This is a genomic window from Mycobacterium sp. Aquia_213, from assembly GCF_026625985.1.
Classification (GTDB): Bacteria; Actinomycetota; Actinomycetes; order Mycobacteriales; family Mycobacteriaceae; genus Mycobacterium.
The window spans coordinates 1,234,975-1,261,050 of sequence record NZ_CP113116.1 but is presented as its reverse complement, the minus strand read 5'-3'; the positions used below and the strand labels follow the sequence as shown (position 1 = coordinate 1,261,050).

The 26,076-nt window shown below is 67.1% G+C and carries 25 protein-coding genes; 10 read left to right on the top strand and 15 right to left on the bottom strand.

Annotated features, from left to right (window positions below):
* Positions 1-4 precede the first annotated feature (4 nt).
* From LMQ14_RS06075 to mca, 3 genes are read right to left on the bottom strand one after another with little or no spacing between them, the layout of a single operon-like run.
* Positions 5-2,020: a thioredoxin domain-containing protein gene (locus LMQ14_RS06075; protein WP_267733893.1), complete on the bottom strand. Its 2,016-nt coding sequence runs from the start codon at positions 2,018-2,020 to the stop codon at positions 5-7.
* Positions 2,007-2,309 (bottom strand): hypothetical protein, encoded by a 303-nt coding sequence (locus LMQ14_RS06070; RefSeq protein ID WP_267733892.1) that lies wholly within the window; start codon positions 2,307-2,309, stop codon positions 2,007-2,009. Before LMQ14_RS06070 ends, LMQ14_RS06075 begins: the two co-directional genes overlap by 14 nt.
* The gene (gene mca / locus LMQ14_RS06065) at positions 2,306-3,178 is read right to left on the bottom strand and encodes a mycothiol conjugate amidase Mca (protein ID WP_267733891.1); all 873 of its coding nucleotides are present in this window, start codon (positions 3,176-3,178) and stop codon (positions 2,306-2,308) included. The genes LMQ14_RS06070 and mca overlap by 4 nt, the downstream gene beginning before the upstream one ends.
* Positions 3,179-3,302: 124 nt before the next feature.
* Between mca and LMQ14_RS06060 the strand changes: the two genes are divergently transcribed.
* Together LMQ14_RS06060 and greA are read left to right on the top strand one after the other, a co-directional pair.
* The gene (locus tag LMQ14_RS06060) at positions 3,303-3,737 is read left to right on the top strand and encodes a DUF4307 domain-containing protein (RefSeq protein ID WP_267733890.1); all 435 of its coding nucleotides are present in this window, start codon (positions 3,303-3,305) and stop codon (positions 3,735-3,737) included.
* A 214-nt stretch (positions 3,738-3,951) separates the two neighbouring features.
* A complete protein-coding gene (gene greA, locus LMQ14_RS06055; RefSeq protein WP_267733889.1) occupies positions 3,952-4,446 on the top strand; it encodes a transcription elongation factor GreA in 495 nt (164 codons plus the stop codon).
* 12 nt (positions 4,447-4,458) lie between these two features.
* Here the strand turns inward: greA and LMQ14_RS06050 are convergent, their stop codons facing one another.
* From LMQ14_RS06050 to LMQ14_RS06035, 4 genes are all read right to left on the bottom strand, one after another.
* Positions 4,459-5,625 (bottom strand): cystathionine gamma-synthase, encoded by a 1,167-nt coding sequence (locus LMQ14_RS06050; RefSeq protein ID WP_267733888.1) that lies wholly within the window; start codon positions 5,623-5,625, stop codon positions 4,459-4,461.
* A gap of 53 nt (positions 5,626-5,678) precedes the next feature.
* Positions 5,679-6,356 carry an RDD family protein gene (locus LMQ14_RS06045; protein ID WP_267733887.1) on the bottom strand — a complete coding sequence of 226 codons (678 nt, stop codon included), beginning with the start codon at positions 6,354-6,356 and terminating at the stop codon, positions 5,679-5,681.
* Between the two features lie 97 nt (positions 6,357-6,453).
* Positions 6,454-7,860, bottom strand: a complete 1,407-nt coding sequence (locus LMQ14_RS06040; protein ID WP_267733886.1) for a cystathionine beta-synthase — start codon at positions 7,858-7,860, stop codon at positions 6,454-6,456.
* A gap of 86 nt (positions 7,861-7,946) precedes the next feature.
* Positions 7,947-9,014, bottom strand: coding sequence for an alpha/beta hydrolase (locus tag LMQ14_RS06035; protein WP_267733885.1), 1,068 nt, complete (start codon positions 9,012-9,014; stop codon positions 7,947-7,949).
* A gap of 242 nt (positions 9,015-9,256) precedes the next feature.
* Between LMQ14_RS06035 and LMQ14_RS06030 the strand changes: the two genes are divergently transcribed.
* Both LMQ14_RS06030 and LMQ14_RS06025 read left to right on the top strand, forming a co-directional pair.
* Positions 9,257-10,204, top strand: coding sequence for an SGNH/GDSL hydrolase family protein (locus LMQ14_RS06030; RefSeq protein WP_267735373.1), 948 nt, complete (start codon positions 9,257-9,259; stop codon positions 10,202-10,204).
* Positions 10,205-10,294: 90 nt separating this feature from the next.
* The gene (locus LMQ14_RS06025; protein WP_267733884.1) at positions 10,295-11,512 is read left to right on the top strand and encodes an acetyl-CoA C-acetyltransferase; all 1,218 of its coding nucleotides are present in this window, start codon (positions 10,295-10,297) and stop codon (positions 11,510-11,512) included.
* Between the two features lie 156 nt (positions 11,513-11,668).
* Here the strand turns inward: LMQ14_RS06025 and LMQ14_RS06020 are convergent, their stop codons facing one another.
* Positions 11,669-12,514, bottom strand: a complete 846-nt coding sequence (locus LMQ14_RS06020; protein WP_267733883.1) for a Bax inhibitor-1/YccA family protein — start codon at positions 12,512-12,514, stop codon at positions 11,669-11,671.
* A gap of 250 nt (positions 12,515-12,764) precedes the next feature.
* Between LMQ14_RS06020 and LMQ14_RS06015 the strand changes: the two genes are divergently transcribed.
* From LMQ14_RS06015 to LMQ14_RS06005, 3 genes are read left to right on the top strand one after another with little or no spacing between them, the layout of a single operon-like run.
* Complete coding sequence (locus tag LMQ14_RS06015) at positions 12,765-13,814, top strand: enoyl-CoA hydratase/isomerase family protein (protein ID WP_267733882.1); 1,050 nt, start codon at positions 12,765-12,767, stop codon at positions 13,812-13,814.
* A 12-nt stretch (positions 13,815-13,826) separates the two neighbouring features.
* Positions 13,827-14,612, top strand: coding sequence for an enoyl-CoA hydratase (locus LMQ14_RS06010; protein WP_267733881.1), 786 nt, complete (start codon positions 13,827-13,829; stop codon positions 14,610-14,612).
* A gap of 10 nt (positions 14,613-14,622) precedes the next feature.
* Positions 14,623-16,413, top strand: a complete 1,791-nt coding sequence (locus LMQ14_RS06005; protein WP_267733880.1) for an alpha/beta hydrolase — start codon at positions 14,623-14,625, stop codon at positions 16,411-16,413.
* Here the strand turns inward: LMQ14_RS06005 and LMQ14_RS06000 are convergent.
* Together LMQ14_RS06000 and LMQ14_RS05995 are read right to left on the bottom strand one after the other, a co-directional pair.
* The gene (locus tag LMQ14_RS06000) at positions 16,410-16,850 is read right to left on the bottom strand and encodes a rhodanese-like domain-containing protein (protein ID WP_267733879.1); all 441 of its coding nucleotides are present in this window, start codon (positions 16,848-16,850) and stop codon (positions 16,410-16,412) included. The genes LMQ14_RS06005 and LMQ14_RS06000 overlap by 4 nt on opposite strands.
* Complete coding sequence (locus tag LMQ14_RS05995) at positions 16,847-17,446, bottom strand: cysteine dioxygenase (protein ID WP_267733878.1); 600 nt, start codon at positions 17,444-17,446, stop codon at positions 16,847-16,849. The genes LMQ14_RS06000 and LMQ14_RS05995 overlap by 4 nt, the downstream gene beginning before the upstream one ends.
* Before the next feature lie 169 nt (positions 17,447-17,615).
* Between LMQ14_RS05995 and LMQ14_RS05990 the strand changes: the two genes are divergently transcribed.
* From LMQ14_RS05990 to LMQ14_RS05980, 3 genes are all read left to right on the top strand, one after another.
* Positions 17,616-18,014, top strand: a complete 399-nt coding sequence (locus LMQ14_RS05990; RefSeq protein WP_267733877.1) for a lipoprotein LpqV — start codon at positions 17,616-17,618, stop codon at positions 18,012-18,014.
* Between the two features lie 102 nt (positions 18,015-18,116).
* Positions 18,117-19,145, top strand: a complete 1,029-nt coding sequence (locus LMQ14_RS05985) for a patatin-like phospholipase family protein (RefSeq protein WP_267733876.1) — start codon at positions 18,117-18,119, stop codon at positions 19,143-19,145.
* A gap of 237 nt (positions 19,146-19,382) precedes the next feature.
* Entirely contained in the window at positions 19,383-20,747 is a 1,365-nt protein-coding gene (locus LMQ14_RS05980) for an aminotransferase class I/II-fold pyridoxal phosphate-dependent enzyme (protein ID WP_267733875.1), read from the top strand.
* On the opposite strand, the gene LMQ14_RS05975 is transcribed toward LMQ14_RS05980, so the two are convergent.
* The 5 genes from LMQ14_RS05975 to LMQ14_RS05955 form a co-directional block, all read right to left on the bottom strand.
* A complete protein-coding gene (locus LMQ14_RS05975) occupies positions 20,748-21,614 on the bottom strand; it encodes a patatin-like phospholipase family protein (protein ID WP_267733874.1) in 867 nt (288 codons plus the stop codon).
* Between the two features lies 1 nt (position 21,615).
* On the bottom strand, positions 21,616-22,506 hold the full coding sequence (locus tag LMQ14_RS05970; protein ID WP_267733873.1) for a class II glutamine amidotransferase: 891 nt from the start codon (positions 22,504-22,506) through the stop codon (positions 21,616-21,618).
* A gap of 31 nt (positions 22,507-22,537) precedes the next feature.
* Positions 22,538-23,011: an SRPBCC family protein gene (locus tag LMQ14_RS05965; RefSeq protein ID WP_267733872.1), complete on the bottom strand. Its 474-nt coding sequence runs from the start codon at positions 23,009-23,011 to the stop codon at positions 22,538-22,540.
* A gap of 41 nt (positions 23,012-23,052) precedes the next feature.
* Positions 23,053-24,684, bottom strand: a complete 1,632-nt coding sequence (locus tag LMQ14_RS05960; RefSeq protein WP_267733871.1) for a long-chain fatty acid--CoA ligase — start codon at positions 24,682-24,684, stop codon at positions 23,053-23,055.
* A gap of 132 nt (positions 24,685-24,816) precedes the next feature.
* Positions 24,817-25,971 carry a YncE family protein gene (locus LMQ14_RS05955; RefSeq protein ID WP_420714662.1) on the bottom strand — a complete coding sequence of 385 codons (1,155 nt, stop codon included), beginning with the start codon at positions 25,969-25,971 and terminating at the stop codon, positions 24,817-24,819.
* Positions 25,972-26,076 lie beyond the last annotated feature (105 nt).

Sequence of the window (26,076 nt, the reverse complement as noted above, 5' to 3'; positions counted from 1 at the left end):
GGCGCTAGCGCGCGGGCACGCCCAGGGCGGCGGCCAGGTCGGCCGACCGGGTCACCGGCAGATCGCACAGGCGTCCACGGCACACGTAGGCGGCGTCGGCACCGCGCACCCGATCCCGGCCGACCAGCAGCGCCGACGAGTCCATCTTGCCGCCCATCACGATCGCCCCGCCGGGCGCGAACCGGCGGGCGTCGGTCAACATCGGTGACCGCGGCGAGTGGCAGGCGACCGCGATCTGCAGCGGGCCGCGGATCGCGGCTTCGGCCACCGAAATCCAATGCCCGGCCGACCGCGGCGCCTTCGCCAGCAGCACCGAATGCGCGGCCAGCGACTCGGTCGCCGCTCGCAAGTAGCGCGGCGCGGTGACACTGCCGACCAGATGCGCCGCGGTCAGCAGCGCTTCGGTGATCGTCGACGCGCCCGACGGGGTGGCCCCGTCCAGCGGGTCGGCCGGCCGCAGCATCAGCTGCTCGGCATCGTCGGCGGTGTCATACCAGCGGCCGGGTCGCTGCGGATCGGCGAAATGCGCTAGGGCGGTGTCGAGCAGCTCGCACGCCGCCGTCAGCCAGACGTCCTCGACGGTCAGCTGGTAGAGCGCCAGCAGCCCGGTGGCCAGCATCGCGTGGTCTTCCAGGATCGCGTCGCTGTCGCCGACCACCCCACCGAGGCTGGCCCGGCGCAGCCGGCCGCCGATGACATGGGTGTCCAGCAGCGCCGTCGCGCAGCGCCGCGCCGCGCGGGCCAACTCGGGATCTTCGAGGGCCACACTGGCCTCGGCCAGCGCGGTGATCGCCAGCCCGTTCCACGACGTGACGACCTTGTCGTCGCGTCCCGGCTGGGTCCGGGTGCGCCGGGCGGCCAGCAGCGCGGTGCGTACGCGTTCGGATCGTTGCGGGTCGTCGGGATCGCCGGGCAACTGCAGCACCGACGTCCCGTGTTCGAAGGTCCCGGACTCGGTGACCGCGAAAACCTCAGCGGCCCAAGGACCGTCGTCGGGGCCGAGCACCTCGGTCAACTGCTGCGGCGTCCAGACATAGGTCGAACCCTCGCGACCGTCGGCGTCGGCATCCAGCGACGACGTGAACACGTCGCCGTCGGCCAGCTCGTCGAGCAGGAATTGTGCGGTCTGCGCGGTGACCCGGCGGGCCAACGGATCTCCGGTCCGCCGGGCCCAGTGCGCGTAGGCGCGCAGCAGCAGCGCGTTGTCGTACAGCATCTTCTCGAAATGCGGTACTACCCAAGCGTTGTCGACGCTGTAGCGCGCGAAGCCGCCGGCGAGTTGGTCATAGATTCCGCCGCGGGCCATCGCGTTGCCGGTGCGCTCGACGGCCTCCAGCGCCGACAGTGATCCGGTGCGCTCGTAATTGCGCAGCAGCGCTTCGAGAACCGCCGACGGCGGGAATTTGGGCGCGCCGCCGAACCCGCCGTGCACGGTGTCCTGGTCGGCCAGCACCGCGGCGACCGCGTGATCACACAGGGCCGGGTCGATGTCGGGGCCGCCGTCCGGCAGTCCTGACGACATCTTGCGCAGCTCGCCGGCGATGTGGTCCGACGCCTCCTCGACCTCGCCGCGGCGTTCCCGCCAGGTTTCGGTGACGGCCGAAAGAAGTTGCAGAAAGCCCTCTTTCGGGTAGTAGGTGCCGCAGAAGAAGGGCCGCCCGTCCGGGGTGAGGAAACACGTCATCGGCCAGCCGCCGTGCCCGGTGAGCGCGACGGTGGCGTTCATGTAGACCGAATCGATGTCCGGCCGTTCCTCGCGGTCGACCTTGACGCAGACGAAATCCGCATTCATCGCGGCCGCCACCTCGTCGTCCTCGAACGACTCGTGGGCCATCACATGACACCAGTGACACGCGGCGTAGCCGATCGAGAGCAGGATCGGCACATCGCGGTCCGCCGCGTCTTCCATTGCCTGCGGCGTCCACTGCTGCCAGTGCACCGGATTGCCGGCGTGTTGACGCAAATACGGGCTGGTGGCCAGTCCGAGGGTGTTGGTGAAAGACGATTCAGCCGGGCTCATCGCCGGGTCCTGACGGCCGGGTTGATCCGTTCGCCGGCCCGGGAGCCTCGTCTTGGGGTGGGTCGACCGTATCGGTGCCCTCGTCGGCGGCCTGATCGGGCTCGGGGTGCTTGGGGTCGAACGACTCGGGCACCTTCTTCAGTTGCCGGTTCATCGAGCGCAGCAGAAACAGGGTGGCGATCAACAGCAGCACGACTACCAGCAGCCCGATCGGGCTGGCCTTACCGAAATCGGGCCCCGTGTTGTGCGGAGTCGCGTCAGCGATCACCGTGAGTAAAAGGTGGCTCACGCGTGGTTCTCGATTCCGGCGAACAGGTCGTCCTCGGGCAGCCGGACGGGGACGTTCGAACGGGCCAGCTCGTATTCCTCAGTCGGCCATAGCCGCTGCTGCCAGGCGAGCGGGGCGGCGAAGAAGTCGGCGTTCGGGTCGATCTGGGTGGCGTGTGCCCGCAACGCGTCGTCGCGCTGGCTGAAATATTCCGAACACTCCACTCGCGTGGTCACCCGCGACTCGAACGGATCGTGCTCGGGTTTCCAATGCTCGAGCCACTTTTGGAACGGGGGTTCGTGACCGTGCTTGATGGCTTCGTCGTGCAGCAACTGCATCCGCGCCCGCAGGAAGCCGTGGTTGTAATAGAGCTTGGACACCGTCCAGGGCTCGCCGGCGTCCGGGAAGCGGGCATAGTCGCCGGCCGCTTCGTAGGCGCCGACCGAAACCTGGTGACAGGCAATGTGATCCGGATGTGGGTAGCCACCGTTCTCGTCATACGTGGTGATCACGTGCGGGCGAAACTCGCGGACGACGCGCACCAGCGCTTCGACCGACTCCTGCAACGGCACCAACGCGAAGCAGCCGTCGGGCAGCGGCGGCGGCGGATCGCCCTTGGGCAGACCGGAATCGACGAAGCCGAGCCAGGTGTGCTCGACGCCGAGAATTTCGGCCGCCTTGGCCATCTCGTCGCGGCGAATCTCGGCGATGTGCTGCTGCACGTCGGGCAGGTCCATCGCGGGGTTGAGGATGTCGCCGCGCTCGCCGCCGGTCAACGTGACGACCAGCACGCGGTGACCCTCGTCGGCATACCGGGCGAGTGTGGCCGCACCCTTGCTGGATTCGTCGTCGGGGTGGGCGTGCACCGCCATCAACCGCAGTTCGCTCACGTCTCCCCTTGTCGGTCCGCTGGTCTCCCCTCGAGCCTATAAGGACCCTATAATTCCAGTTTCCCCATGTTGCGCGCTGTCGACCGTCCGCCGGCAGCACATTAATCCCACACCTGAAACAGCCATGACCCAGACTTCCATTCCGCGCCCCGAGGCCCGCTACGGGCGCTCGCGACTGTCTCGGGTCTCGCGGCGCCGGGTGGCCATCGCGCTGGGTGTGCTGGTTCTCGCGGCCGGCATCGGCGTCGCGATCGTCGGCTACCAACGGCTGGGCACCAGTGACGTCTCGGGTTCGCTGGCCGGTTACCAGGTGGTCGACAACGAGACGGCGGCAGTCACGATCAGCGTGACGCGATCTGATCCGTCGCGGCCGGTGGACTGCATCGTGCGGGTCCGCGCAAAGGACGGCAGCGAGACGGGCCGGCGCGAGGTACTGGTCGGGCCATCCGCGCAGGCCACGGTGCAGATCACCACGACGGTGAAATCGTCACAGCCGCCGGTGATGGCAGACATTTACGGATGTGGCACCGACGTGCCCAGCTACCTGCGCGCAGCCTGACCGGTCGCAAAGGTGAAGCTCGAATGACGTCATCGGCTGTTTCCACAGTGGTAACATGGATGAATGCACGGTTCCTGCTGGGACCGTGTATTGCTGCATTAGCGGGCCGTGAGCACCACGGCACGGCGGCAAGGGGCGGGACCCAGACAATCCCTGCAGCGCAGTTCAGAGAGTTCGCGGTGACGCGGAGAGACACGACGAGGAGCACGACGAGATGACGGACACTCAGGTGACCTGGCTGACCCAGGAATCACATGACCGGCTGAAGGCTGAGCTCGATCAGCTGATCGCGAATCGTCCCGTCATCGCCGCGGAAATCAACGACCGCCGCGAGGAAGGCGACCTCCGGGAGAACGGCGGATACCACGCCGCCCGTGAAGAGCAGGGCCAGCAAGAGGCGCGCATCCGCCAGCTGCAGGACCTGCTCAACAACGCCAAGGTCGGCGAGGCGCCCAAGCAGTCCGGCATCGCGCTGCCCGGTTCGGTGGTCAAGGTCTACTACGACGGCGACAAGTCCGACACCGAGACGTTCCTGATCGCCACCCGCCAGGAGGGCGTCAAGGACGGCAAGCTCGAGGTGTACTCGCCCAAGTCACCGTTGGGCGAGGCCCTGATCGACGCCAAGGTCGGCGAGACCCGCAGCTACACCGTGCCCAACGGCAACACCGTCGAGGTGACGCTGGTGAGCGCGGAGCCATACCACGACTAGTTCCGCCGCGAACTAGCCCAGGGCTTGTTCGAGATCGGCCAGCAGGTCGCCGACGTCCTCGATGCCCACCGACAGGCGCGCCAGGTCGTCGGGTACTTCCAATTGCGAACCGGCCGTTGACGCGTGCGTCATCGCGCTGGGGTGCTCGATCAGCGACTCGACGCCACCCAGCGATTCGGCCAGGATGAACACTTTGGTGGCGGCACAGAGCTTTTCGGCGGCGGCCCGGCCACCGCGCATGCGCACCGACACCATGCCGCCGAAGCCGGACATCTGGCGCGCGGCGACCTCGTGGCCGGGATGCGTGGACAGACCCGGATACAGCACCGTGCTCACCGAAGGATGCCCGGCGAGGAATTCCGCTACGGCCAAAGCATTTTCGCTGTGCCGCTGCATCCGCAGCACCAACGTCTTGAGGCCGCGCATCGTCAGGTAGGCGTCGAACGGGCCGGGCACCGCGCCCGCCCCGTTCTGCAAAAAGGCGAAGGCGTCATCGAGCGCTTTGTCGTTGGTGACCAGTGCGCCGCCCACCACGTCGGAGTGGCCACCGATGTACTTGGTCGTCGAGTGCAGCACGACGTCGGCGCCCAGCGTCAACGCCTGCTGCAGCGCGGGCGACGCAAAGGTGCTGTCCACCAACACTTTTGCCGAATGCTGCTGGCCCAGGTCGGCAATGGCCGCGATGTCGGCGATGGACAGCAGCGGATTCGTCGGTGTTTCCACCCAAATCAGCCGAGTCTGCGGCGTGATCGCGGCCGCGACCGCGTCGAGGTCCGAGAGTGCCGCCGGCGTGTACCCGACGTTCCATTGGCTGAAGACCTTGTCGATCAGACGGAATGTGCCGCCGTAGGCGTCATTTGGGATGACCAGATGGTCACCGGGCCGCAGTATGGCGCGCAGGGCACAGTCGGTTGCGGCCATGCCGGAGCTGAACGCGCGCCCGAACGCACCGCCTTCGACGGCCGACAGCGCGGCCTCCAGCGCGGCCCGGGTCGGGTTGCCGGTGCGCGCGTATTCGAACCCGCCGCGTAGACCCCCGACGCCGTCTTGGGCGAACGTGCTGCTGGCGTAGATCGGCGCGTTCACCGCCCCGGTTGCCGGATCCGGGTGGTAGCCGGCATGGATGGCTTTGGTGGCCAGCCCGTTGATTCCGTCGTGTCCGCTACGATTTTCGCTCATCGCCGTTCAGCCTAGTGAGCGACGCGCGATCACGTCAGGCGCACTCTTGCACCTCAGATCGGCAGGACCACCGTCGTCAGGATCTTGTCGGCGAGTGTCTGCCGTTTGGCGTCCCACAACGGAAACAGGAAACCAACGAAGCAGATGACGGCGTCGACGAAGTGGGCGAGGTCGCGCACGACGGACAATCCGAAGCCGATCGGCTGCCCGGTGGTCTCGCTGACCACCTTGATCTTCATCACCGTCTTGCCCAGGCTCGATCCGGTGGTGCCCTGGCGGTAGCCCCGGTTCCACAGCCAGTAAGCCAAGCCCGCCAACGTCGCCAGCCATTGCGCCAACTGGCCGATCATCGAGGGCTGGCTGACGCAGTACTGGCTGACGTCGTACTGCGTGATGTCGGTGACGCAGGACGACTGTTGGGTGGCGTACATGATCCCGGTGCCGATGCCTTGCACGATCGCGTAAGGCAGGTAGTCGATGAGCAGCGCCAGCACCCGGGTGATCCACGGCGTGTAGGAATCCGTCGGCAGCGCGCGGACCGCGGGTCCGGGCGGCGGGGGGGCGTATCCACCAGCAGCCGGCGGAGGCGGCGGGTAGCCCCCGCTGGGCGGCGGAGGCGGGGGCGGGTACGAAGCGCCAGGCGCGGAAGGGGCGGGTTCATACCCGCCAGAGGCCGGTTCGTAGCCACCTGGAGGTTCGGGCGGCGAGGAGGTCGGCGGCTGATCGGTCATGGTGCAACCTTCCACTGCGGGTTAGCTGAACTAGCCGAATTAACATACCTGAGAGCCGCCTCCCACGAAGGCTCCGTACCAGGTCCAGGCCGTGTCGCTACCGCCGCCCTGCTTGTACTCGAGGCCCGTCCGACAGAAAGCCCAACAGGTCGTATCGGGTGATGACCCCGACGGGCTTGCCTTCCTCGACGACCATCAGCGCATCCCAGTCACGAAGCGCCTTTCCGGCCGCGCCGACCAGCTCGCCGGCACCGATCATGGGCAGCGGCGGACTCATGTGCTCGGAGACCGCGTCGGCCAATTTGGCACGGCCCTCGAAGACCGCCGAGAGCAGTTCGCGCTCCGACACACTGCCGGCGACCTCACCGGCCATCACCGGCGGCTCGGCACCGACCACCGGCATCTGGGACACCCCGTACTCACGCAGAATGCCGATGGCGTCGCGGACCGTCTCCGATGGGTGGGTGTGGACCAGGTCGGGCAGCGCGCCCGACTTTCCGCGCAGCACGTCACCGACCGTGGGCTGCTCGGTCGAGCCGTCGAGGCGGGTACGCAGGAACCCGTACGACGACATCCACGCGTCGTTGAAGATCTTCGACATGTAGCCGCGGCCGCCGTCGGGAAGCAACACCACGACCAGCGCGCCGGGCCCGGCTTCCTCGGCCACCTTCGCCGCGGCCACGACGGCCATCCCGCACGATCCGCCGACCAGCATCGCCTCTTCACGGGCCAGTCGCCTGGTCATGTCGAACGAGTCGGAGTCGGAGACCGCGATGATCTGGTCGGGCACCGTGGGGTCGTAGGCCGCGGGCCAGAAATCCTCGCCGACGCCTTCGACGAGATAGGGCCGGCCGGTGCCCCCCGAATACACCGAGCCCTCGGGGTCGGCGCCGATGACGCGCACCGCGCCGCCGGACACCTCCTTGAGGTAGCGGCCGGCGCCGGTGATCGTCCCGCCGGTGCCGATGCCGGCGACGAAGTGGGTGACCTTGCCGTCGGTATCGGCCCAAATCTCGGGACCGGTGGTTTCGTAGTGGCTGGCCGGGCCCTGCGGGTTGGCGTATTGATCGGGCTTCCAGGCTCCGTCGATCTCTCTGACCAGCCGGTCGGAGACGCTGTAGTAGCTGTCCGGGTGCTCCGGCGGCACCGCCGTCGGGCACACCACCACCTCGGCGCCGTACGCGATCAGCACGTTGCGCTTGTCCTCGCTGACCTTGTCCGGGCAGACGAACACGCACTTATAGCCGCGGTGCTGGGCAACCAACGCCAGGCCGACACCGGTGTTGCCCGAGGTGGGCTCGACGATGGTGCCGCCTGGCTTGAGCAGCCCGGCGGACTCGGCGGCGTCGATCATCTTCACCGCGATGCGGTCCTTGGAACTACCGCCCGGGTTGAGGTATTCGACCTTTGCGGCAACCGTGCCAGCACCGAGGGGGATGACAGAGTTCAGGCGAACCAGTGGCGTGCCGCCGATGATGTCACTGATGTGCTGCGCAATTCGCATGCGTTCATCGTCTCAGGCGATATCCGGCCGCGCACACCGCCTCTCGATGCGATCCGGATCCGGGCCCGCCACGCACGACCGAACGGCTAGCCGGTGGCTTCGCGGATGTACTCCCCGATTTGGCGCAGCGAACGGACCGCCTCGGGCACCAGCGGCGCCGCCAGCTGGAAGTCGTGAACTTGGCCGGGCCAGACGCGAACTTCGGCCGGTACGCCAACGGCGGCGAGCCTGCTCGCCGCTAACCGCGCGTCGTGCAGCAACACCTCGGATCCCGAAACGTGGATCAGCGTGCGCGGAAGGCCGGGCTTGATGTGGTCGAGGGGTTCGTAGATCTCCTCGGCCTTGCCGTCGACGACGTTCTTCTCCGCCGCGCTAGCAACCAATTCGACAAGTGCGTCGAATGCCGTTGCTCCGAACATCGCATCCGTCTTGATATTGGGATGGGTTTGCTTGTATTCCTTTGCTAGCTGCAGCAGTGGCGAGATCGCCACCAGCGCCGCCGGCTCCTCGCCTTCCTCCTGCAGCCGTTGCGCGAGGGTCAGCGCGAGATACCCGCCCGCGGAGTCGCCGGCGAGGACGATCTGGTCCGGCTCATAGCCGCGCCGCCGCAACCATCGGTAGGCGTCGTGGCAATCCTGCACCGCCATACCGATCGAATGCTTGGGTAACAACCGGTAATTGACCACCAGCACGGGTGAGTCAGCAAACTTCGAGATCGCTTCGACCACCCGGCCGTGGGAGTTTGCTCCGCAAGTCAGGAATGCGCCGCCGTGGAAATAGAGCACCACCCGACGAGTGCCATCCGCGGGCAGCACTCCGGGGGCGCGGACCAGTTGTGCCGACGCATTCGGCAAGTTCACGGTCTGTCGCACGGTGGCCGAAACGGGCAGCAAGGCCCGGGCCGCCAGGTCGATCAGACCCCATGGCCAAGGCAGGGTCGGCGCCTTGCTGCCGACCGCCAGAATCGGCCGGATCGTCACGCGTGAGGCCAGTGTGGCTACTCGTCCCTGGACGCTGGGCCCGGATTCGACGACCTCGACCGGGGCGCCGTCGCTGATGGCGAATTTGCGTGCCTCTGCCCTGCGTGACTTGAGCAGGTCACGAAGGTGGGCGGCATTCCGGGGTGCACCGGAAACCTTGCTAGGTGCGGTCATGCTCGACACTCCTACGCCTTTGTAGTGCGATACAGCATGTGACGAGGAAGCCGAGCGCCCAGTTCAATTCGTGCGCCGAGTCGTTCAGCCAACCCGTTAAACTTAGCTTCGCAGGCATTTCTTAAAGGAACGTTTGAAGAGTCTGATTTGATACCACATCTGATTCACAACGTGACCGCTTTGTTTGTCGGGCGTCCGCGCAAACTCGACAGTCGATCTAAAATGATCCCGTGACCGTGAGGGTGCCGCGTCTTTCGACAATCGCCCTGGCCACGGCGGGCGCAGTCGCCTCGACAGGTACTGCCTATCTGGGCGCGCGAAATCTGCTGGTCGGCCAGGCGACGCACGCGCGCACGGTCATCCCCAAGGCCTGGGACATCCCGCCGCGCGCCGACGGCGTATACAGCCCGGGCGGCGGGCCGGTGGAACGGTGGCAACGCGGCATGTCCGCGGACCTGCACCTGATGATCTTCGGCGACTCGACCGCCACCGGGTACGGCTGCGCGAGCGCCGAAGAAGTACCGGGTGTGCTGATCGCGCGCGGCCTCGCCGAGCAAACCGGCAAGCGTATTCGGTTGAGCACCAAGGCCATTGTCGGCGCCACCTCCAAGGGCGTCAGCGGGCAGGTCGATGCGATGTTCGTGGCCGGGGGGCCGCCGGACGCGGCCGTGATGATGATCGGCGCCAACGACGTCACCGCCCTCAACGGGATCAGCCAGTCCGCGCGACGGTTGGCCCGCACGGTGCGCAAGTTGCGTTCGCGCGGCGCCGTGGTGGTGATCGGTACCTGCCCGGATCTGGGTGTGATCTCCGCGATACCCCAGCCGCTGCGCTCGCTGGCCCACGCGCGGACCAGGCAGCTGGCCCGAGCACAGGCCGCGGCGGTGCGCGGCGCCGGCGGCATGCCGGTGCCACTGGCGCATCTGCTGGCGCCCCAATTCCGGGCCACTCCCGAGCTGATGTTCTCGGCCGATGGCTTCCACCCCTCGCCGACCGCGTACGCCCTGGCCGCGGCCCAGCTGTTGGTGGCGCTCTGCGATGCGCTGGGCGAAGAGATCGAGGGCCCGGTGCTGAATCTGGCCGCCCGCGCCGAGACACCCATGGTCAGCGGGGGCCACACCCCGCTCAGCGCCATGTCGCGGCTGTGGCGGCGCCCCGCCCCCAGCGAGGCCGCCCCGTCGTCGAACTGACGGATCGGCACGGTCTAGATTTGCCTTAGCCCGTCGGGGTGGGTGTGCCACCCGTTCTTCACACGAGCCCGCATCTTGGAGGGAACTGTCATGCCCGAAGCCGTCATCGTCTCCGCCGCCCGCTCGCCGATCGGGCGCGCCATGAAGGGGTCGCTGGTCAGCATGCGGCCCGACGACCTGGCCGCCCAGATGGTGCGCGCCGCACTCGACAAGGTCCCCGCGCTCAACCCGCACCAGATCGACGACCTGATCCTGGGTTGCGGCCAGCCCGGCGGTGAGGCCGGATTCAACTTGGCACGCGTGGTTGCCGTTGAACTGGGCTACGACTTCCTGCCCGGCACCACGGTCAACCGGTATTGCTCGTCGTCGCTGCAGACCAGCCGGATGGCGTTCCACGCGATCAAGGCGGGCGAGGGCGACGTGTTCATCTCGGCGGGTGTGGAGACCGTGTCCCGCTTCGCCAAGGGCAGCGCCGACTCATGGCCGGACACCAAGAATGAGCTGTTCAACGAGGCGCAGGAGCGCTCCACTGCCGCGGCCGGTGGCGCCGACGAGTGGCACGACCCCCGTTCCGACGACAACCTGCCCGACGTCTACATCGCGATGGGGCAGACGGCGGAGAACGTCGCACTGCTGACCGGCGTCAGCCGCGAAGACCAGGATCACTGGGGCGTACGCAGCCAGAACCGCGCCGAGGAAGCGATCAAGAGCGGGTTCTTCGAGCGGGAGATCACGCCGGTGAAACTGCCCGACGGCACCACGGTGAGCACCGACGACGGCCCGCGGCCCGGCACCACGTACGAGAAGATCAGCGAGCTCAAGCCGGTCTTTCGGCCCAACGGCACGGTGACCGCGGGCAACGCCTGCCCGCTCAACGACGGCGCGGCGGCGCTGGTGATCATGAGCGACACCAAGGCCAAGGAGTTGGGCCTGACGCCGCTGGCCCGCATCGTGTCGACCGGCGTCAGCGGCCTCTCGCCGGAGATCATGGGCCTGGGCCCGATCGAGGCGTCCAAGAAGGCGCTGGCGCGGGCCGGCATGTCGATCAGCGACATCGACCTCTACGAGATCAACGAGGCCTTCGCGGTCCAGGTGCTGGGCTCGGCCCGCGAGCTGGGCATGGACGAGGAGAAGCTGAACGTCTCCGGTGGCGCGATCGCGCTGGGCCACCCGTTCGGGATGACCGGCGCCCGCATCGCCGCGACGCTGATCAACAACCTGCAGACGTACGACAAGACGTTCGGTCTGGAGACCATGTGCGTCGGCGGCGGCCAGGGCATGGCGATGGTGCTCGAGCGGCTCAACTAGCTCGTCGCTGTGCGTCCAGGGCGTTGAGTGTGCGTCCAGGGCGGTGAGTGTGCGTCCAGGGCGGCGTAGCTGCACACTCGACGCTTCTTGGGACCGCCCTGGAGCAGACAAAAGCCGGCACGCCCGTGGGCGTGCCGGCTTTTTCCGTGGATAAAGCTAATCGTTCTGCAGATAACTGAGCAGACGCAGGATCTCGAGGTACAGCCAGACCAGCGTCACGGTCAGGCCGAGCGCGATGCCCCAGGCCGCCTTCTCGGGGGCTCCGGCGCGGATCATCTGGTCGGCCGCGTCGAAGTCGATCAGGAAGCTGAACGCCGCGATACCGATCATCACCAGCGAGAACAGGATCGCGATCGGTCCACCGCTGCGCAGGCCGAGACCCGCACCGCCGCCGACGCCGAACATGGCCAGCACGAAGTTGCCGAGCATCAACGCCACTGCGCCGAACAGCGCGCCGACCACCCAGCGGGTGAACTTGGGAGTCACCCGGATGGCGCCGGTCTTGTAGACGACGAGCATGCCGAAGAACACCCCTAGGGTGCCCAGCACAGCCTGCAAAATCAGCGCGCCGGCACTGACGTGCGACACCGTCAAGTTGGCGAAAACGAACGACACCGCGCCGAGGAACAGGCCCTCGAGGACGGCGTAGCTGAGCACGATCGCCGGGTTGTCCTGCTTGCGGCCGAACGTCGCGATCATCACCAGCACGAAACCGCCCAGCGCCCCAACCAGGGTCAGCGGCATCGCCAGGGCGAGATTGCTCGCCACCAGGAAGTAGGAGACGATCGCCGTCACGGTCAACAGGCCCAGCGTGATGCCCGTCTTGGTGACGACGTCGTCGATGGTCACCGGACGGGTGGCCTTGGCCTGCTGGTATGGAGCCGCGTAGGGGTCAGCTTGGTGGTACCCCTGCTGCATCTGGGCCGCGCCAGTGCCGAATTGCGCATATCCGCCGCTCTGCTTGGGCAGCGAACGAAATACCGGGTTGCTGGTCTCCCGCACCGTCGGTTCCTCTCTTAAGACTGTGGCTTCGAGCCGTGCGAACACTTGCTCAACGATCAGTCGGCTTGCCAAGTTCCCAACGGAACCGGTGTGTTCAGGGTATATCCGCGCTGCGTGACTGTCGCCGACTCAAACATAATCCTTACCCGCGGGCATTGCGCCGGTTGTCACGATCTAGATTGCTGGTCAAGGCCCAGAAGTCATCGCGACGACACTCTGGGCACACATTGCGACGACGAGAGGCTGGGGCGTGACCGAAGGCGCGACTGAGGAATCCGACGAGATTTTGGCCCGTGTCGACAATGGCGTCGGCCTGATCACGCTCAACCGCCCCAAGGCAATCAACTCGCTCAATCAGACGATGGTCGACGTGCTGAGCCCGCTGCTGGCACGCTGGGAAAACGACGATGCGGTGCGCGCGGTGGTGCTCTCCGGGGCCGGCGAGCGCGGGTTGTGCGCCGGCGGCGACGTGGTCGCGGTCTATCACAGCGCCCGCAAGGACGGCGTCGAGACGCGAAAGTTCTGGCGCGACGAGTATCTGCTGAACGGTCAGATCGGCCGGTTCGCCAAGCCGTACGTGTCGTTGATGGACGGGATCGTGATGGGCGGCGGGGTTGGCGTCAGCGCGCACGGCAGTGTCCGCGTGGTGACCGAAACCTCAAAGGTGGCAATGCCAGAGGTCGGTATCGGGTTCATCCCCGACGTCGGCGGAGCATTCCTGCTGTCCCGGGCGCCGGGGGCGCTCGGAATGTATGCCGCCCTGACCGGAGCCCCGTTCTCCGGAGCCGACGCGATCGCGTTGGGATTCGCCGACCATTACGTCGCGCACGACAAGCTCGACGCGTTCAGCCAAGCGATCGTCGACGACGGCATCGAGGCGGCACTGGCCGCCCATGCCGTCGAGCCGCCGCCCAGTGATCTTGTCGCACAAAGTGATTGGATCGACGAGTGCTTTTCCGGCGACACGGTGGAGGACATCATCGCGGCGCTGCGCGAGCATGACGCCGAGCCGGCGCAAGAGGCCGCCAACCTGATCGAGACCCGCTCCCCGATCGCGGTATCGGTCACGCTCCAGGCGGTGCGTCGGGCCGCGAAGATGGAAACGCTGGAAGATGTTCTGGTCCAAGACTATCGAGTGTCGTCGGCGTCGGCGCGCTCCCACGATCTGGTGGAAGGCATTCGCGCACAGCTCATCGACAAAGATCGCAACCCGAAATGGTCGCCGGCGAACTTCGCCGCGGTCTCCGCGGCCGACATCGACGCGTACTTCGCGCCGGTCGACGACGACTTGAATTTCTAGAAAGGCGAATTGGTGAGCGACACAACGTACGAAACCATCCTGACCGAGCGCGACGAGCGAGTCGGGACCATCACGCTGAACCGGCCGCAGGCGCTCAACGCGCTCAACAGCCAGGTGATGAACGAAGTCACCAGTGCGGCAATTGCATTCGACAGCGACCCGGGCATCGGGGCGATCATCATCACCGGTTCGGGCGGCAAGGCCTTCGCCGCCGGGGCCGACATCAAGGAGATGGCGGCCTTGACGTTCGCCGACGCGTTCGGCTCCGACTTCTTCGCCACCTGGGGCAAGCTGGCCGCCGTGCGCACCCCGACGATCGCGGCGGTGGCCGGATACGCGCTCGGCGGTGGCTGCGAGCTCGCGATGATGTGCGATCTGCTGATCGCCGCCGACACCGCGAAGTTCGGCCAGCCCGAGATCAAACTCGGTGTGCTGCCGGGGATGGGCGGATCGCAGCGGCTCACCCGCGCCATCGGCAAGGCCAAGGCGATGGACCTGATCCTCACCGGGCGCACCATCGGCGCCGAGGAAGCCGAACGCAGCGGCCTGGTGTCACGGGTGGTGCCGGCCGACGATCTGCTCAGCGAGGCCAAAGCAGTCGCCACCACGATTTCGCAGATGTCGCTCTCGGCATCCCGGATGGCCAAAGAGGCCGTCAACCGCGCCTTCGAGTCCACCCTGGCCGAGGGACTTCTCTACGAGCGCCGGCTGTTCCATTCGACTTTCGCGACGGAGGATCAGTCCGAAGGGATGGCGGCATTCGTCGAAAAGCGGGCTCCCAACTTCACGCATCGGTAAGATCCCCGAAGTGAGTGAGCCTGGTTCTGTGACCGGCACCGACGACGAATCAGCCGTCGGCGCAGACAAACTCGCGGGCTCGCAAGACGCCCCACCGACGGGCGTCGCCACCAAACCCGAAGCGGAACCGGAAAACGCCGGCGCCGACGACCTCGTGGAGATCGCCACCAAGCCGTTCTGGGTTCGCCACTACACCTTCACCGGCACCACGGTCGGCCTGATCTTCATCTGGTTCTCGTTGACGCCGTCGCTACTACCCCGCGGCCCGCTGTTCCAGGCGCTGGTCAGCGGGTTCTCCGGCGCCATCGGCTACGGGTTGGGCGTCTTCTCGGTCTGGCTGGTCCGCTACATGCGCTCCAAGGAGTCCTCCCCGCCGCCACCGCGCTGGGCGTGGAAAGTGCTGATCCCGGTCGCCGTCGTCGGCCAGGTGCTGATGGCCATCTGGTTTCACGTGTGGCAAGACGACGTGCGCAACCTGATGGGTGTCCCGCATCTGCAGTGGTACGACTACCCGCTGACCGCGATCCTGTCGTTCATCGTGCTGTTCACGGTCGTCGAAATCGGCCAGGCCATCCGCATATTGGTCAGTTTCCTGGTGGGAAAACTCGATCGGATCGCGCCGTTTCGCGTCTCGGCCACCATCGTGGTGGTGGCGCTGGTGGTGCTGACGATCACGCTGCTCAACGGTGTGGTCGTCAAGTTCACGATGCGCACCCTGAACAACACCTTCGCCTCGGTCAACAATGAGATGAATCCCGAGATCGTGCCGCCGAAAACCCCGCAACGATCCGGCGGTCCGCAGTCGCTGGTCTCGTGGGAATCGCTGGGCCACCAGGGCCGCATCTTCGTCAACGGCGGCCCGTCAACCGAAGAGCTGACCCGTTTCAGCGGAGCCCCGGCCACCGAACCGATCCGCGCCTATGCCGGCCTGAAGTCCGCCGACGGCATCACCGCGACCGCCGAGCTGGCGGCGCGCGAACTGCAACGCGAAGGCGGCTTACAGCGCGAGATCGTCGCGGTCGCAACGACTACCGGGACCGGCTGGATCAACGAAGCCGAGGCGTCGGCGCTGGAGTACATGTACAACGGCAACACCGCAATCGTCAGCATGCAGTACTCATTCTTGCCGAGCTGGCTGTCGTTTCTGGTGGACAAGGAGAACGCCCGGCACGCCGGCCAGGCGCTGTTCGAGGCCGTCGACAAACTGATCCGGCAACTGCCCGAGGGACACCGCCCGAAGCTGGTGGTGTTCGGCGAGAGCCTGGGCTCGTTCGGCGGGGAGGCGCCGTTTATGAGCCTCAACAACGTCGTGGCCCGCACCGACGGCGCCCTGTTCAGCGGGCCGACGTTCAACAACACCATCTGGACGGACCTGACCGCGACCCGAGACGGCGGTTCGCCCGAATGGCTGCCCATCTACAACGACGGCCTCAACGTCCGATTCATCGCTCGCCCAACAAATTTGGACCGCCCCAAGGATCCGTGGGGGGCGCCGCGGGTGGTGTATTTACAGCACGCCTCCGACCCGATCGCCTGGTGGACACCGGATCTGCTGTTCAGCGAACCGGATTGGCTGCGCGAACGGCGAGGCTATGACGTACTGCCGCAGACGAATTGGATCCCGGTGGTGACGTTCCTGCAGGTGTCGGCGGATATGGCAGTCGCGGTGGATGTGCCCGACGGGCATGGCCACCGCTACGTCGCCGACGTCGCCAACGGCTGGGCCGCGGTGTTGTCACCGCCCGGGTGGACACCGGAGAAGACCGAGCGGCTGCGACCGCTGTTGCACGCCAACGATTAAAGCCAGCGACGGCCGCTCGCGCCGGTATTCGCCAGCGCTGCCGCATCGACGGGCTCGCCGGCCAACTCGGCGAGCACCCCGGCGCCGGCCAGCGCGTGAAAGCCGCCGACGACGTCGGTGGCCCGGAGCAGGCCGATGTCGAGCAGCGCGGCTGCCGCCAGGCTGGACGTGTAGCCCTCCGAACACAGGATCACCCACTCGACGTCGTCGCCGACGGCTTCCGGCAGGCGGGCGTCGCTGGTCGGGTCGCAACGCCATTCCAGCACATTGCGTTCGATCACCAGCGCGCCCGGCACCTCGCCCTCGCGGAATCGCTGTGCCTGCGGCCGGATGTCGACGAGCACCGCCCCGCGCCGCAGTGCATCGGGCACCTCGGCGGCTGGAAGCCGGCGAAAACGGCGTCGCGCCGATCTCAAGACCACATCGATACGGCTCATTGCGTCCCCTCCGGTTGGTCGGTCAGTTCGGTGCGCTGGCGTCGCAACCGGGTGTTCTCGGTGACCTCGTAGTACGACATCGCGCTCAGCGGCGGCGAATACGCGTGCACGCTCAGCGTCGGCGCAACCGGTGACTTGATCGGAGTGACGGTACCCGGGAGCGGGCTGGGAACAGGCCTGCGCGCCCACACCACGTCGTGCACCCAGCCCAGCGGAAAACCGGCCTGATCACCGGCATCGAGCCGACGGCGACGTAATTTCCTTCCGTCCCAACGGAATTCGTTGAGCGACCCGGACACCACCGTCAACGCGCCCAGCGACCCACCGTGGTCGTGCAATTCGGTGGCGTGACCGGGAACCCAGCTGATCAGCCAGACGTCGAGTTCGTCGTCGCCGTGGATGCGGGTGAACCAGCGCTTGGAGTCCGGTACACCGCCGGCGGGCAGCAGGTGGTCGCACCGGCCGCTGAGCACATCGTCGGCGGCTTGGTCGGTGGCGTGCAGCAGGTCGGGAACCCGCAGCCGCGTCGGCCCCGCGGAGGGCGACGCGATGGTCGGTGAACGCAACGCAACGGAATTGGCGACAGGCACTGACATGGGAGAGCTCCACAAGGGATCGGATTGGGCAAGGGCGGCGCGTTAGGGCCGACAACACTCCCAAAATCCGAAGCGCTCCATCACGGCGCCAGTGTTGCATAGATTGAACGCCGTGCGCTGGTGCAGTCATCGCCCCCGGCCATGGGGCGCAGTCGTTGTGGCGGCTGGTGTGATCGTTCCGCTTTCGGTCGCGGGGTGCTCGTCGGGCGGGGCCCCCGCGGGGCAGATCACATCGTCGTCCGCGCAGTCGTCGCCCGGCCGGCAGCTCCCGACGTCGGCACCGCCGGGGGTGATCGGCCTGTCCCCCGCCGGGGTGACGACCAAGGTCGATGTCCCCGCGGAGTCGACCGAAGAGGAGTACTACCAGGCCTGTCATGCCGCAAAAGTGTGGATGGAGGCGCGGCCCAAGACCGGGGAATCGCAGTTCGAGCCCTATTTGGCGATGGTCCAGACCTCGCCGACGGCCACCGCGGGCAGCTGGAACACCAGGTGGGCGGACCTGACGCCGGCCCGGCAGGCGGCGGTGATCACCGCCGCGCGGGCGGCCGCCAACGACGAATGCGGGTAGCTTCCGAGGGCTGCGCTTCGAACTCCTGCGCAATTGCGATCACGGATGAAAAAAGTGCCGCCCGCCCCGGCGAGCGACCGGTGCGGCACGCAAAATGTAGGGGTGTCTGGCGAAGCCGTCGAGCGTCGAGCATCACGTCCCCGGGTCGCCGTCGCACTCGGGAGCGGTGGCGCCCGGGGCTACGCCCACATCGGGGTGATCGAGGCGCTGCATGCGCGCGGTTTCGAGATCGTCGGGATCACCGGCTCGTCGATGGGCGCGATGATTGGCGGACTGCAGGCCGCCGGGCGACTCGACGAGTTCGCCGACTGGGCGAAGTCGCTGAACCAACGCACCATCCTGCGGCTGCTTGACCCGTCGATCAGCGCGGCGGGGGTGATGCGGGCCGAGAAAATCCTGGAGGCGGTGCGCGACATCCTCGGGCCGGTCACCATCGAGGAACTACCGATCCCCTTCACCGCGGTCGCAACCGACCTGCTGGCCGGCAAGTCGGTGTGGTTTCAGCACGGTCCGCTCGACGAGGCGATCCGGGCATCCATCGCGATTCCGGGGGTGATCCCTCCGCACGAAGTCGGCGGACGGCTGCTCGCCGACGGCGGCATCCTCGATCCGCTGCCGATGGCCCCGCTCGCCGCGGTCAACGCCGACCTGACGATCGCCGTGGGCGTCAGCGGCAGCGAGGTGATCGCGAAACGAGAACCCGAGCCCGGCGCCACCGTCGAGTTGCTGAACCGCATGGTGCGCAGCACTACTGCGCTGCTCGACACGTCGGCCGTGCGGTCGCTGCTCGACCGGCCCACCGCGCGAGCCGTGTTGAGCCGATTCGCCGCGGATACCGACGCGGAGGACCCGGGCGAGGACGCCGACGAACTCGTGGAGGCGCCCGGAGTGCCGAAACTGGGCAGCTTTGAGGTGATGTACCGGGCCTTCGACATCGCCCAGTCGGCACTCACCCGCCACATGCTGTCGGCCTACCCACCGGATCTGTTGATCGAGGTACCCCGTTCGACGTGCCGCAGCCTGGATTTTCACCGGGCAGCCGAGGTGATCGACGTCGGCAGGCTACTGGCCGACCAGGCCCTGGATTCGCTCGAACGTGTTTCCGAGGAACCGCCCGCGATCGAGGGCTGATCGCAACGAGAGCCGTTGGGGCGGTTGGTAACTCCCCCGCCCGGACCGTGGTTGTGGCATCTTAGCGTCCCGCCGCCGCCGCGTGGGACTTTTGACCGACTCCTAGAGCTTTCAGACCTGCGACCGGCACTGTTAAAAGTCAATTACTGCGCGATTCACAAGCTATTCAACACGAGCCCAGTAATCTGAGCGCACCGCACCCTCGCCGGTCGTCAAGATCAAATCCCAAGGAGCGCAGTGACTCTCACTACGGGCATCCCCGAACCGGTATCGGTTGTCGAGGCAACTGACCCGGCGGCGCTGGACGGCAGCATGCAGGACTTCCGCGCGCTGCGCGGCGACGACATCATTGCGCGGGTCGACGGCTTCTACCAATGGCAGGACTGCCGGCGCGAGCACGGCCTGTGGCCATTCGGCCGGGCCACCGAGGCCGGCCCACGGCGCCACGCCACCGTGCACGACGACGGCGGCCGGACCATGTCGGGCGTGAATTTCGCTTCGCAGGACTATCTTTCGCTCTCCGGCCACCCCGAAATCAAAGCCGCGGCGTGGGCCGCGATCGACGACTACGGAGTCCACAGCGCCGGTTCCCCGGCTCTGGTGGGCAACACGTCGGTGTCACTCGCGCTGGAGCACAAGATCGCGGATTTCCTCGACGCCGAGTACGTCAGCCTGTTCTCCACCGGATGGGCGGCCGGCTACGGGGTGGTCAAGGGGCTGGTGCGGCCCGACGACCACATCGTCATGGACCGGCTCGCGCACGCCTGCCTGCAGGAGGGCGCCGCCGCCGCGACGCGCAACGTGCATCTGTTCAAGCACAACGACATCGCCGACGCTCGCACGACGCTGGAAGCGATTCGATCGCAGGACCGCGACAACGGCATCATGGTCGTGACCGAGTCGCTGTTCTCGATGAACTCGGACACCCCGGACATCGCTCAACTGCAAGACCTGGCACGCGAATTCAAGGCGACGCTGGTGGTCGATGTCGCACACGATCTGGGCTCGATCGGCCCCGACGGCCGCGGCCATATCGGCCTGCAGGGCATGATGGGCAAGGTCGACCTCGTGATGGGATCGTTCTCCAAAACCTTTGCCTCCAATGGAGGATTCGTCGCCACCAAGCATCGCCGGGTGACGGAATACCTGCGCTACTACTCCTCGCCGAACACCTTCTCCAACGCCCTGTCCCCGATCCAGGCTGCCATCGTGGGAAAGGCCTTCGACATCGTCGACAGCCCGGAAGGCGCGGAGCTCAGGCGCAAGTGCATGACCAACATCCTGCAGCTACGGGCGCGCCTGGCCGACGCGGGCTTCGATGTCTACGGCGAGCCCTCACCGATCGTGTGCGTCAAGATGGGCAGCGAAAGCGTGGCCCGATTGGTCAGCCGGCAGCTGCATCGAAACGGGTTGGTAGCCAACCTCGTTGAGTACCCGGCCGTGGCCAGCGGGCAGGCGCGCTTCCGGCTGCAGGTGATGGCCAACCACAGAGAATGTGACATCGCCGGCGCCGTCGACAAGATCGCCGAGGGTTACCGCGCCGCGCGCCGCGAGCTGAACGGACTGCAGGCCGTCCCGGTGTTCGAAGACTTCGCGAGCTGATCAGACACCCAAGAACCGGGCGACGGCGCGCGCTTCGCGGCGGCCCTGTTCTCGTCCGGCCACGGCCGAGCTGACGCGACAGCGCGGGTCTAACAGGTTGGGCCCGAATGCTTTCAACGACTCGGAGTCGGCGAACACCCCGAATACCGTGCCGTGAAACGCCGCGATCTCGGCGGCCGGCCCGCCGCCGAACGGCGATGGAGCGTCGGCCGCCGCGGGCACCAGCACCACGGCCGCGTCGCAGTCGCGGGCGACATCGAGGTTCACCGAGCTGGCCACCCCACCGTCCATGTACCGCCGGCCCCCGACCGTCACCGGCGGCCACGCCCCCGGCACCGCGCAACTGGCCGCCACTGCATCGACGAGCTCCACCTGCGATTCGGAGTCGAAGACCACCAATTCGCCGGTGGCCGTGTCGATCGCGGTGATGCGCAGCACGCGGTGCGGCCAGTCGTGCGACGGTAGCCGCTGCGCGATCACCTGGCGACGGACGGGTTCGGAAACGGTCTTGGTGTCCAGGGCGACGGCGCCGATCCGCTGCATCTGCTGACGCGTCCGGCCCAGCGAGTCGTCGTACGGCTCGCCGAGGGCGGCCAGGAACAGCTCAGTGATGGTCTCGAAGTCGACACCGGAATCGATTTCGCCTGACGTCTCGGCGATTTGGCGATCGAACAGCGCTTCCAGCGTGCTGCCGCTGCCGATCTGGGCCGCGACCGCCGAACCCGCCGACGTTCCGACCAGCACCTCCGAATCCAGCAGCAGCCGCGCCGCGGCCGGCGACTCGTCGGCAATGCCGTGCAAAACACCTGTCTCCCAAGCGATTCCGGCTATTCCTCCGCCGGCCAGCACAAGTGCGCGTCTCGTCATGTCACAACTTCCGGGTGTTGGGCAGCGCGTGCTGCGCGTCTTCGACCGGCACGCTCAGATCCTCCCGACGCAGCAGGTGCCGGGGCGGGTCCGGCAGGATCATCGTTCGGTTGATCTGCAGGGAGCCGTCGACGTGTACCAGCTCGCCGGGGTGCAACAGCCGCCAGCGCTTGTCGTCGTCCATCGGTTCGGTGGCCAGCACCACCGACGGTCGCGTGCACAGCACGTCGGACTGGGCGTGTATTCGCTTGGAGCGCAAATCAAACTCCGGGTCGGGCGTTTGCGCGGACTCGTCGCGCCGGTCCAGCAGGCAGAGCTGGTGGGTTGCCGGGTAGCGCATCGCCCACATGTCCGTGGCCGTGCAGAGCAGCACGTTGACCGCATAGATCGGCACGTTCTCCGCAAGCCAGGTCATCGCGTCGGCGATGCCGGCCGAGACGTCGCCACCGGCCGCGCGGATCGCGGCGGTCATCAACGCGAACACCCGTTCCGAATCGGTTTGACCGAGCACCAGTTCGTCGGCGCCGACCTCGCGCAGCCGCTCGTCGAGAATCTCCAGTCCCTCGAGCACGCCGTTGTGCGCGAAGATCCGGCCGTCCTGCAGGAAGGGGTGGGTGTTGCGGACGTCGAGCGATCCGGTCGTCGCGTAGCGCACATGGGCGATGAACGTCGTGCCGGTCTTGCGGTGTGCTTCGGTGGCGAACGCCGCGTCCTGCCACGCCGCTATCGGCTCCTTGTACAGCCGCGGTTGGCCATTCGCTTCGAAGACACCCAGGCCGGTGCCGTCCGGATTGCGCCGGCTCTGCTCGGACAGACTGTCCGGCGCGTCCAGCAGCCAGAAGGTCGCGGTGCAAGCGTGCGTCCCGGCGTGCAGGCCAAAGAGTCGACACATGGGCTCGACGGTACCGAATACGGTTGCGCCCTCAGCGCGTCAGGATCCCCGACAGATCGCGCAGCGCCTGGCGCGCGTAGCCCTGCCACATCCGGCCGAACACCGGGAGCGCCAACGCGGTCAGCGCCGAGCGCGGGTGAATGTCCCAGCGCCAGGTGACCTCGGTGCCGCCGGCGGCCGGGGTGAAGGTCCACTCGCCCAGCACATGGTCGACCAGCAGCGCCATCGGGCCGGTGACGTCGCCGAGTCGGTAGCCGAACGATCGCGGCGGGTCAACACTGGTGAGTTCTTCGCGCGTGCTGCCACCGCCGGCCATCACCACGGTGCGGGCCTGGCCCGCGGCGTCCCACGCACCGGTCTGCTCGCGCACCTCCTTGATCGGCGGAAACAGCCCGTGCCGGCGGCTGAAGACCTCCGTAAGCGGCACCGGCAGCGTGCGGTGAAAGGCCTGTTCGACCGGAACCGGTATCACCAGCGACTCGGAGACAACACGCGAATGTGCCATGGGCTCAAGCCTTTCCGTCGGTGCTCAAGTGGGCACCCGATTCAGTCGCGCGCCTCGGTGACCTGGTACGCGTTGTCCGCGTGCCGGGATCGGATGGTCTTCTTGTCGTACTTGCCGACGCTGGTGCGCGGAATCTCGTCGGCAAACGCCCACCGCTCGGGCAGCCACCAACGAACGACCTTGTCCGAGAGGAACATTCGCAACTCGGCGGCGCTGACCGACGCACCTTCGTTGAGGACGACGACGGCAAGCGGGCGTTCCTGCCAGCGTTCGTCGGGAACTCCGACGACGGCCGCCTCCAGCACGTCCGGGTGACCGATCAGGCAGTTCTCCAACTCGACCGAGGAGATCCACTCGCCGCCGGATTTGATCACGTCCTTGGCGCGGTCGGTCAGGGTGAGGAAGCCCTCCTCGTCGATGCGCCCGACATCGCCGGTGCGCAACCAGCCCGAGTCGAATTTAGAGTCGTCGCGCCCGAGGTAGTAGGCGCCGGTGATCCACGGGCCACGGACTTCCACCTCCCCGACGGCCTGGCCGTCGTTGGGCAGCACCGTGCCGTCGTCGTCGACGGTGCGCATCTCCACGCCGCAGATCGGCTGGCCCACGGTCGCTCGGTAGGCCCAGTGCCGGTCGTCCGGGGTGCCTGGCGGTGGCCAGGCCATGGTGGCCAGCGGCGACGTTTCGGTCATGCCCCACAACTGCCGGATCTGGACGTTGTACTTGTCTTCGAAGGTGCGCATCATGGACACGGGCACCGCCGAGCCGCCGCACGCCACCAGTCGCAGCGACGAGATGTCGTGGTCGGGGTCTTTTTCGAGGAAGTGCATCACGTCGTTCCAGATGGTCGGCACCGCGCCGGCCAGGGTGGGCCGCAGCTTCTCGATCATGTCGATCACCGACCGGGCGTCCGGATGGCAATCGGGGAGCACCAGGTCGGCGCCCGCCATCAACGCCGCATACGGCAGTCCCCACGCATTGGCGTGAAACATCGGCACGATGGGCAGTACCCGGTCGCACGCCCCCACTCCGATCCCGTTGGTGCTGCACGTGCCCATCGTGTGCAGGAAGCTCGAACGATGGCTGTAGACAACACCTTTCGGGTTACCCGTGGTGCCACTCGTGTAGCACATCGCGGCGGCGGAGTTCTCGTCGATGCGCGGCCAGTCGAATTCGGTCGACTCGCCCTCGAGTAACTCCGCGTAGCGCAATACCGTCTTACCCGACTCCTGCAGCGCGGCGATGTCGCCGTCACCGACCGCGATCACGGTGTGCACCGTTTCGAGTTCGGGCAGTACCGGGGCGAGCAGCTTGACCAGTGACATATCCACCAGCACGACCTGGTCTTCGGCCTCGTTGGCGACGTAGGCGATCTGCTCGGGGAAGAGCCGGATGTTGAGGGTGTGCAGGACCGCGCCCATCGACGGGGCGGCGAGATACGCCGTGAGGTGCTCGGCGTTGTTCCACATGAACGTCGCGACGCGCTGGTCCCCGGTCACGCCCAGGCCGCGCAGCGCGTTCGCCAGCTGGGCGGCCTGCTGACCCAATTCGCGATAGGTGGTGTGGCGGTAGCCGTCGCCGGTCGCGGTCGCCACCGTGCGCGCGCCGTGGACACCGCAGCCGTGCCGCATGATTGCGGTAATGGTCAACGGAAAGTCCTGCATCGTGCTGTCCATCGAGCTACCGCCTTACCGTCTCGGCGCGGCACCGCCTCATGGTCGGTCGGGCGAATGGTATCGCCGCGCTACATCATGGGAACGCGATTCCCCTGACAAAGCGTGTTGTACCACGGCCGGACCGGCCGAAAATCAGGCGAGTACGGGCTCGTGCGGCACCAGGTCAGGCACCAGCCAACCGGTCGTCGACAGCGCACTATCGACCGCGGCGCTCTCGATGGCCAGCGGGGTGGCCGACGCGATCGGCGTGACGCTGACCGTGCCCGAGTAGCCGGCGATGTAGAGGCGATTGCCATCCGGGCTTTCCACCACGCACGACGGCTGCGTTCCCGCCCCGAGCGTGGCGATGACGTCATGGGTCAGCGTGCACAGCACGGTGACGTTGTCATCGCTGACCAGGTAGACGCGATCACCGTCGGCGGACAGCGTCATCCCGGTCAGAATGCCGCCGATCTCGCCGACCTTGCGCGTGTTGGTGATCTTATTGGTCCGGGTGTCGATCACGTCGAGCACGACTCCCACCTCGGGCGCAGAGCTCGCCACGTAGGCGATCGCACCGTTGGGGCTCACCGCGACGTCACGGACGGGCAAACCGATCTCCACGGTTCCGATCACCCGCAACGCGGTCTGCTGGACCGTGGTGCGCTTCTTCCGCCAGGATGCCCGGCCCGCGGCCTCGTCCGGCTGCGCTTTCGTCCCGAGCACGACAAGCCGCCCGCCGGCCGGCCCGTTGACACCCACGTACGCCCGCGATCCGTCGGGGCTGACGCGCACGCATTCCGTGGTGGTCCCCGGCGCCGCGGCGGCGTCCGCGACCTTGATCGCGTGGACCTTTGCGGTCGCGGTGTCCAGCACGGCAACGTCGGCGACACCGGCTGCGTTGCGGCTGGCGTACACCTGCCGCCCGGCGGAATCGACCGCCAGATCGCTCACGTTCAGCGCCAGCGGATGCGCCGCGACCACCGTGTTGGTGGACACGTCGATGACCTGGATCGAGTCGTAGGCCGCCGACACCGTGCTGACGTAGGCGCGGCCGCCGCCCATCGCAATCGCGAACGGCTCGTCGACGCCGTCGATCATGTCGACGACCCGGAAGGTGTCGGTGTCGATCACCGAGACGCTGTCGGCTCCGTAGTGGGTCGCCACCAGGCGGCTGCCGTCACGACTGATCGCGATGCCGGTGATCGGGCCGTTGTCGACGGAAATCTCGACGGCCACCGGGGCTATCGACGTCGCGTCAACCTCGATGATCTCGCGGGCGGCCTCCCGGCCGTTGGTTTCGCTCACGTTCGAACCGCCTTCGGTATAGATGTCGGCCATCCGCGTGCGCCGGTCGCCTTGACTCACGATGCGACACCGGCGGCTGCGGGATGACCGCACTTCAGCACCCAA

Excerpts from the sequence above, each read along its gene's own strand:
- LMQ14_RS06075 (WP_267733893.1), bottom strand. The coding sequence starts at position 2,020 with ATGAGCCCGGCTGAATCGTCTTTCACCAACACCCTCGGACTGGCCACC.
- LMQ14_RS06060 (WP_267733890.1), top strand. The coding sequence starts at position 3,303 with ATGACCCAGACTTCCATTCCGCGCCCCGAGGCCCGCTACGGGCGCTCG.
- greA (WP_267733889.1), top strand. The coding sequence starts at position 3,952 with ATGACGGACACTCAGGTGACCTGGCTGACCCAGGAATCACATGACCGG.
- LMQ14_RS06050 (WP_267733888.1), bottom strand. The coding sequence starts at position 5,625 with ATGAGCGAAAATCGTAGCGGACACGACGGAATCAACGGGCTGGCCACC.
- LMQ14_RS06045 (WP_267733887.1), bottom strand. The coding sequence starts at position 6,356 with ATGACCGATCAGCCGCCGACCTCCTCGCCGCCCGAACCTCCAGGTGGC.
- LMQ14_RS06040 (WP_267733886.1), bottom strand. The coding sequence starts at position 7,860 with ATGCGAATTGCGCAGCACATCAGTGACATCATCGGCGGCACGCCACTG.
- LMQ14_RS06035 (WP_267733885.1), bottom strand. The coding sequence starts at position 9,014 with ATGACCGCACCTAGCAAGGTTTCCGGTGCACCCCGGAATGCCGCCCAC.
- LMQ14_RS06025 (WP_267733884.1), top strand. The coding sequence starts at position 10,295 with ATGCCCGAAGCCGTCATCGTCTCCGCCGCCCGCTCGCCGATCGGGCGC.
- LMQ14_RS06000 (WP_267733879.1), bottom strand. The coding sequence starts at position 16,850 with ATGAGCCGTATCGATGTGGTCTTGAGATCGGCGCGACGCCGTTTTCGC.
- LMQ14_RS05995 (WP_267733878.1), bottom strand. The coding sequence starts at position 17,446 with ATGTCAGTGCCTGTCGCCAATTCCGTTGCGTTGCGTTCACCGACCATC.
- LMQ14_RS05975 (WP_267733874.1), bottom strand. The coding sequence starts at position 21,614 with ATGACGAGACGCGCACTTGTGCTGGCCGGCGGAGGAATAGCCGGAATC.
- LMQ14_RS05970 (WP_267733873.1), bottom strand. The coding sequence starts at position 22,506 with ATGTGTCGACTCTTTGGCCTGCACGCCGGGACGCACGCTTGCACCGCG.
- LMQ14_RS05965 (WP_267733872.1), bottom strand. The coding sequence starts at position 23,011 with ATGGCACATTCGCGTGTTGTCTCCGAGTCGCTGGTGATACCGGTTCCG.
- LMQ14_RS05960 (WP_267733871.1), bottom strand. The coding sequence starts at position 24,684 with ATGGACAGCACGATGCAGGACTTTCCGTTGACCATTACCGCAATCATG.